The sequence below is a fragment of the Psychromonas antarctica genome, assembly GCF_022267535.1.
GTDB classification, from domain to species: domain Bacteria; phylum Pseudomonadota; class Gammaproteobacteria; order Enterobacterales; family Psychromonadaceae; genus Psychromonas; species Psychromonas antarctica.
Genome location: NZ_JAHNZV010000030.1, coordinates 22,117 through 29,125, shown reverse-complemented (window position 1 = coordinate 29,125; position 7,009 = coordinate 22,117). Strand labels below are relative to the sequence as shown.

Genomic DNA, 7,009 nt, shown 5'->3' with positions numbered 1-7,009 from the left:
GTGAAGAGTTTGAATGGACAATCGAAGACAAGAATACTTTAGTGTTAAAAAGAGTTATTCCGCTGAAAATTAACGCTCGGGAGAGTATTGATAAAATCCACACGGACTTATGATCTCTGGTACTAGTTAATTGATAGAACCATTAATAATGAGTAGGATCAGTAGATTTAGTCGGCACGTTAGTTTCACTTATAAGCTATTCGACCTATTATTGAGCCATCTTTCTGCTTACAAACACATCATTTAAACCTATTCGATAGATTGAGAGACGTTTCATGAAGGAAATTAGGACTAAAATCACACTTACACTTTCATTGATTCTATGTTCCATTTTCAGTCAGGCTGGCAATTTCAGGCCAGCCATCGCATATGACTTTACCGACTTATTTGACAAAGGCTTCAATCAAGCTGTTTATGAACATGGCGCACTTAAATTCACTGAAGATACCAATATTAAAATACGTAACTTTATCCCTACAAATGAAATTAACCATGCGCAAGGGCTTGAACGTTTAGCGATACGTGGTTACAACCCCATTTTTGCAATTAGTTTTATGTACACAAATGCATTAGTTGAAACGGCCAAAAAGTATCCAGAGACTCAGTTTATTATTATTGATTCTGTTGTTGATTTACCCAATGTTAAATCCATTTTATTTAAAGAGCAGGAAGGTTCATTCCTTGTCGGTGCATTAGCAGCTCTCAAGTCTAAAAGTCATAAAGTTGGCTTCGTTGGTGGAATGGATATACCGGTTATCCGAAGGTTTGCTTGTGGTTACGAGCAAGGGGCTAAATATATCGATAACAACACCCAAGTATTTCAAGATATGACTGGCTGGACAACTGCAGCTTGGTCAAATCCAGAACGAGGGGCTGAGTTAGCTAGAAGCCAATTTGTAGAAGGGGCTGATATTATATTTGCAGCGGCTGGCGGTACTGGTCTTGGTGTTTACCAAGCAGCAAAAGAAGAGGGTAAGTATGCAATCGGTGTTGACTCGAACCAAAATCACTTATATCCAGGCGTAATGCTCTCATCCATGCTAAAGACCGTTGGGGCTGCAACCTACCGCGCTTTAAAAGATATTCAAGCAGATAATTTCACTTCAGGCGTTGATGTCCTAGGTTTAAAAGAAAATGGGGTTGATTGGGCTTTAGATGAATATAATCGAGCACTAGTCACTCCTAAGATGGAGGCGAAAATTAATAGCATTAAAGCTAAAATAATCTCTGGTGAAATTAAAATACACGATTACATGGAGGACAATTCCTGTCTGTATTAAGCGCAAACAATAACGCTTAAATCAACAGTGCTTCTAAAATATTGGGATTACGGCGAATTTTATTAACCCTTACTTACTGCCAAATATCAATAAAACCAACCTCTTTATTACCCCGCTATAATACTCCGGTTAGACACAATAGAGTCATTACCCATGCATTTGTGCTTGTTAAAATAAATACGAGCTAAACACAAATGACATTTATTTTTATTATTTATTTCATAATTAGAAAAAATAGTTACTGTAATCAGTGCCTTGTTTTTAGGTGTTTTACCTAAGCCTAAATAGATCATCTAGTGAGTGAAATTGGTATTAAAGCTTGCTGCATTCCCTCTGTAAAATTTTAAAGTAAATACAACCGTTTAATACAAAAATAACAGAACAGCCCAAAGTGATAAGAGCAAAAAAAACAATAAATGTTACGCTAAAGTTAAATTATTTAACTAATTGTGAAATTTTATTGGCGATTATCCGGTTTCTATTATTGATACAACAATTATTACGACGATACGACAAACGCACAAACAGTGCTTACTTACTTTTAATTATTTATAGGACTTCTATTATGAAAAAATCTAACCTAGCTTTAGCTGCAACTGTTTCAACTCTTATTGCCGTTGGTAGTGCCCTTGTTTCAGTACCCGCTATGGCAGCAAGTAAAGAAAAATGTTATGGCGTTGCGGCTGCAGGACAAAACGACTGCGCAACAAAAACAAGCTCATGTGCTGGCACTTCAAAAGTAGATAATCAGGGCGATGCTTTCCTCGCGTTACCTAAAGGATTATGTGAAAAATTAGCAGGTGGCAGTTTAACAAGTAAAGCATAATAGAATTTTTATTTTCATTAGGGATTGAACTCCCTAATGAAACATTAAGTAGGAGACGTTGTTGTGAACAAAATGGCTAATGGTGCAATTGGAATAGGTTTACGTGCCCCCCACTACCAAACTATTTTATCGTCTTTTCCTGAGGTTGGCTTTTTAGAAATACACAGCGAAAACTACTTTAATCCAGACAGTAAAAATTATTATTACCTTGAACAAATTGCTCCATTTTATCCAATGAGCTTTCATGGTATTGGCTTATCACTTGGCAGTAGCGAGACAATCAGTAAAAACCACTTAGATAACCTAAAACAGTTAGTTGATCGCTTTCAACCCGCACTCGTTTCTGATCATCTAAGTTGGTCTTCATTACAAGGTAATTTTTTTAACGATCTGTTACCTATTCCTTATAGCAAAGATGCATTGTCCTGTTTTGTCACCAATGTCAATCAAGTACAGGATCATTTACAAAGAGAGATTCTGATAGAAAACCCCTCTTCCTATTTAGAGTACAAAAACAATGAGATGAGTGAGCCTGAATTTATTAATGAAATAGCTAAGCAGACTGGTTGCGGATTGTTGCTCGATCTTAATAATATTTATGTCAGCGCGACCAATCATGACTTTTCAGTTGAAAGTTATCTTGATGTTATCAATAAGCAAACCGTGAAAGAGATTCATTTAGCGGGTTTCACTCAAAAGCAGATCAACAATCATTCAATTTTAATCGATACCCACAGCACCTATGTTAGCCCTGAGGTCTGGGACATTTACCATCAGTACATAAAAGCCACTAAAACAGATGCGATCACACTGATTGAATGGGATGCCGATATCCCGCCGCTTGATATCTTAATCGCAGAGCACAATAAAGCCAAATTGATCAAAAAAACGATTGATGGAGGCCCTATAGATGAAACTTGATATGCTGCAACAGCAATTTACAGATGCACTCTTATATAGAAATAGTTTAATCACATCAGAAATTAAAGACAAAGAGCTGCTTTCAAGTAAAGCGTTACTACAGATTTACCGCAACAGCTTTGTAATGGGCGTAACAGAAGCACTTTCCATTACCTATCAACACTCCTTATCACTCGTCGGAGAAACATTTTTTAATGCCGTGGCACGGCAATTTATTCTACAACAACCACCACAAGAAAATAATATTATCAGTTACGGCAACGGTTTTAGTCATTTTTTACAAAACCTAGAACAGCTACAAAGCTTGCCTTATATTGCGGAAATGGCGCGTTTTGAATGGTTATTAGAGCAAACCAGCAATGCACCTTTTCAAAGTGAGCTCCTCGATACCGCAAAGCTGGCAAGTATCCCACCTGAACAGCTTGATATAATAACATTTCAGATTCCTTCACAAATTAGTCTTTTCACCAGTGAACAAAATATTCTCTCTTTGTATCAGATGATTATTACTAACAAAGTACAAGAGACAGACTTAAATACGCCTTGTTATATGGCCTTAAAAAAACAAAGTGATTTCAGTGTTGAACTTATCAGCTTAACTAAAGAAACGTTTCTACTGGTGCAGCAAATTAGCCAGCACCGCCCTTTAGGAAAAATAGAGCCTGCTGATTTGCACTTGCTTTTACCAAGCTTGCTGGAAAAAGGTCTACTCAACGGATTTACTATTAAGGAAAATATATGAACATTTTATTGGAGCGTTATCAGCAAGCTGTAGAGAAGATAATCTGCTACCTAACACCTATTGTGTTGTTATTCACCCGTTTTTGGGTGGCGAGTGTTTTTTTGAAATCCGGCTATTTAAAAATAACCACTTGGGACAGCACTTTGTACCTTTTTGAAGAAGAGTATCAAGTGCCCTTTCTGCCATGGGAAATAGCTGCCTATTTAGGTACCGCTGCGGAATTAATTATACCCGTATTTCTACTGCTAGGATTATTGACACGCCCTATGGCGGCTGCTTTATTTGCTTTTAATATCATGGCTGTTATCTCCTACCCCGCGCTTTGGGATAGTGGTTTTTATGATCATCAACTGTGGGGATTAATGCTGCTTATCAATGTAGTTTGGGGGGCAGGTTTATTTTCATCGGATTATTTATTAAAAAAATATTTTTTCACTTACTCAAAATAAACATGCAACCCAAGTCAGGCTTGGGCTGCATTAATGCCTAACAATAAAATCAAATAATAACAGTTCGCTTACACCATTTACATCAATGCTGATTTGTAATTGCCAGACCATTTCAGCAGACGTGCATCCTCCCACCATAGTGCGAGCTGAAAATCCCTCATCTGTTATTTTAAATACAACAGGAATACGTCCCATAAACATGCTCTTACCTACAATTTTGGCTGTTTTCACCTGCCATTTTCGCAACTGAGATTGCAACTTAAAATCAATCCATTGCTCAGCTTTAATGGGCGATTTGACACTTAACCAAAACGGCCCCTGTTTGCTGATAAACTTACAAGGAGATAAATAGTCACAATTCTGCACTTGTTCACTGATATCTATCACAATTTGATTAGGTAGCTTGTTTGCACTATCCATCGTTCGCCACCACACGAGTGCAATCAGAAGCAACAGCATAATAATCAGCTGTATCAATCGACCTTTGGTTAACATTTTAAATCCCTATAAAAATAATAAGTAACACTCACTTTTAACACGAAATGCAACAATATTAACAATTAAATAACCAAATTCTGTTCATTTAAAACATCTTCACGTAAACTCTAGCGAAAACATATCTGCATTCATAATAGATGCACAAACATATTTTGTTAATGCTTATCTTGCGTCATCACAAACGTACATTGTAAATACATGCATGGAATCAAACAATGACAACCGCAACTACTATTCAACCAGACTACAACTATAAAGTTGTTCGTCAATTTACTATTACCACCATTTTCTGGGGTATTATTGGTATGAGCGTTGGGGTGCTTATTGCAGCTCAATTGATCTGGCCAGTCCTTAACTTCGACACGCCCTGGTTGACATACAGTCGGTTACGTCCGCTCCATACCAATGCAGTTATCTTTGCATTTGGTACATCGGCTTTAATGGCGACCTCTTTTTACGTTGTACAGCGTACTTGCCAAACACGTTTATTTGGCGGTTCACTGGCTTCAGTCGTGTTTTGGGGCTGGCAATTAGTGATTATATCCGCAGTTATTTCCCTGCCCTTGGGTTACACCACATCAAAAGAATATGCAGAACTTGAATGGCCAATCGATCTGCTAATTACTGCGGTATGGGTGGTCTATGCAATCGTATTTTTCGGCACATTAGTGATACGTCGAACATCGCATATTTATGTTGCCAACTGGTTTTTTGGTGCGTTTATTCTTACCGTTGCAGTGTTGCATATAGTCAATAGCTTAGCGATTCCGGTTGCAATGGGCAGCATGAAATCTTACTCAGTATATTCCGGCGCTGTTGATGCCATGGTGCAGTGGTGGTACGGGCATAACGCAGTAGGATTTTTATTAACAGCCGGTTTCTTGGGGATGATGTATTACTTTGTGCCCAAACAGGCAAACCGCCCTGTTTATTCTTACCGTTTATCGATTATCCATTTTTGGGCTTTAATTGCCGTTTATATCTGGGCAGGTCCGCACCACTTACACTACACCGCGCTGCCTGATTGGGCACAATCGTTAGGCATGGTGATGTCACTAATCCTATTTGCGCCTTCTTGGGGAGGCATGATCAACGGTATTATGACCCTATCTGGCGCTTGGGATAAACTACGCACGGATCCTATTTTACGTTTTTTAGTGGTCTCACTGTCTTTCTACGGCATGTCGACCTTTGAAGGCCCAATGATGGCAATTAAAACCGTCAACGCGCTCTCTCATTATACTGACTGGACAATCGGACACGTGCATTCTGGGGCGCTTGGCTGGGTGGCAATGATCACTATCGGCTCTATTTACCATCTAGTACCACGCCTCTTTAATCAAAAAGGGATGTACAGTGTGGCGTTGATCAATCTGCATTTCTGGTTGGCAACCATTGGCACGGTTTTATATATAGTAGCAATGTGGATCTCTGGCGTGATGCAAGGTCTTATGTGGAGAGCAGTTAACGATGACGGCACATTAACTTATACTTTTGTCGAATCACTCGAAAAATCATATCCCTTCTATACTATCCGTTTTATTGGCGGGGTGATTTTCTTAACTGGTATGTTGGTGATGGCTTACAACACATACAAAACGATAGTCGCCGCAGACGGCTCTATCAAACCGCAAGAGCTTGGTGAGTCAGGGAGTTAGATAATGAAGCACGAATTTATTGAAAAAAATGCGGGCCTACTGGCAATCTTTATCATCATCGCAATTAGCTTTGGTGGCCTAGCGCAAATAGTACCGCTACTTTTCCAGAAAGAGACAAATGAGCCAGTTGATACTCTGCGCCCTTATACTGCATTAGAAATGGAAGGACGTGATATCTATATCCGTGAAGGTTGCAGTGTCTGCCATAGCCAAATGATCCGCCCTTTCCGTGCCGAAACAGAGCGTTACGGTCACTACAGTGTTGCAGGAGAAGGTGTTTGGGAGCATCCATTTTTATGGGGTTCAAAACGCACGGGGCCGGATCTGGCACGCGTCGGTCAACGTTACTCGGACGCTTGGCATGAAATACATCTGCTTAACCCACGCGATGTAGTACCACAATCAAACATGCCAGGTTTCCCATGGCTAGCAGAAAACCAACTAACAGGTGAAGATACTGCGCGTAAATTGGAGATATTTAAAAATAACTTTGGGGTACCTTATACCGAGCAGGATATTGCCGGTGCAAAAGCAGCCGTTGTAGGTAAAACAGAGATGCAAGCATTAATTGCTTATTTGCAGTCACTTGGCCATGCTTTTAGATAGCAGTGTTGCTAGTGCTTATTTCACTTACA

The 7,009-nt window shown here is 39.2% G+C and carries 8 protein-coding genes; 7 read left to right on the top strand and 1 reads right to left on the bottom strand.

Annotation, left to right across the window (positions count from 1 at the left end; genetic code table 11):
• Positions 1-275: 275 nt before the first annotated feature.
• The 5 genes from KSO91_RS08905 to KSO91_RS08885 all read left to right on the top strand — a co-directional run bounded on the left by KSO91_RS08905 (position 276) and on the right by KSO91_RS08885 (position 4,218).
• Positions 276-1,280, top strand: a complete 1,005-nt coding sequence (locus KSO91_RS08905) for a BMP family lipoprotein (RefSeq protein WP_238742605.1) — start codon at positions 276-278, stop codon at positions 1,278-1,280.
• A 565-nt stretch (positions 1,281-1,845) separates the two neighbouring features.
• On the top strand, positions 1,846-2,106 hold the full coding sequence (locus KSO91_RS08900) for a BufA1 family periplasmic bufferin-type metallophore (RefSeq protein WP_238742604.1): 261 nt from the start codon (positions 1,846-1,848) through the stop codon (positions 2,104-2,106).
• Between the two features lie 72 nt (positions 2,107-2,178).
• Complete coding sequence (gene bufB / locus KSO91_RS08895; protein WP_238742606.1) at positions 2,179-3,027, top strand: MNIO family bufferin maturase; 849 nt, start codon at positions 2,179-2,181, stop codon at positions 3,025-3,027.
• Entirely contained in the window at positions 3,017-3,769 is a 753-nt protein-coding gene (locus KSO91_RS08890) for an HvfC/BufC N-terminal domain-containing protein (protein ID WP_238742603.1), read from the top strand. Before bufB ends, KSO91_RS08890 begins: the two co-directional genes overlap by 11 nt.
• The gene (locus KSO91_RS08885; protein ID WP_238742602.1) at positions 3,766-4,218 is read left to right on the top strand and encodes a DoxX family protein; all 453 of its coding nucleotides are present in this window, start codon (positions 3,766-3,768) and stop codon (positions 4,216-4,218) included. Before KSO91_RS08890 ends, KSO91_RS08885 begins: the two co-directional genes overlap by 4 nt.
• 30 nt (positions 4,219-4,248) lie before the next feature.
• Here KSO91_RS08885 and KSO91_RS08880 read toward each other — a convergent pair whose 3' ends face one another.
• Positions 4,249-4,713, bottom strand: coding sequence for a hypothetical protein (locus KSO91_RS08880; RefSeq protein ID WP_238742601.1), 465 nt, complete (start codon positions 4,711-4,713; stop codon positions 4,249-4,251).
• 218 nt (positions 4,714-4,931) lie between these two features.
• Between KSO91_RS08880 and ccoN the strand changes: the two genes are divergently transcribed.
• On the top strand, positions 4,932-6,374 hold the full coding sequence (gene ccoN, locus KSO91_RS08875) for a cytochrome-c oxidase, cbb3-type subunit I (RefSeq protein WP_238742600.1): 1,443 nt from the start codon (positions 4,932-4,934) through the stop codon (positions 6,372-6,374).
• 3 nt (positions 6,375-6,377) lie between these two features.
• The gene (gene ccoO, locus KSO91_RS08870) at positions 6,378-6,980 is read left to right on the top strand and encodes a cytochrome-c oxidase, cbb3-type subunit II (RefSeq protein ID WP_238742599.1); all 603 of its coding nucleotides are present in this window, start codon (positions 6,378-6,380) and stop codon (positions 6,978-6,980) included.
• Positions 6,981-7,009 lie beyond the last annotated feature (29 nt).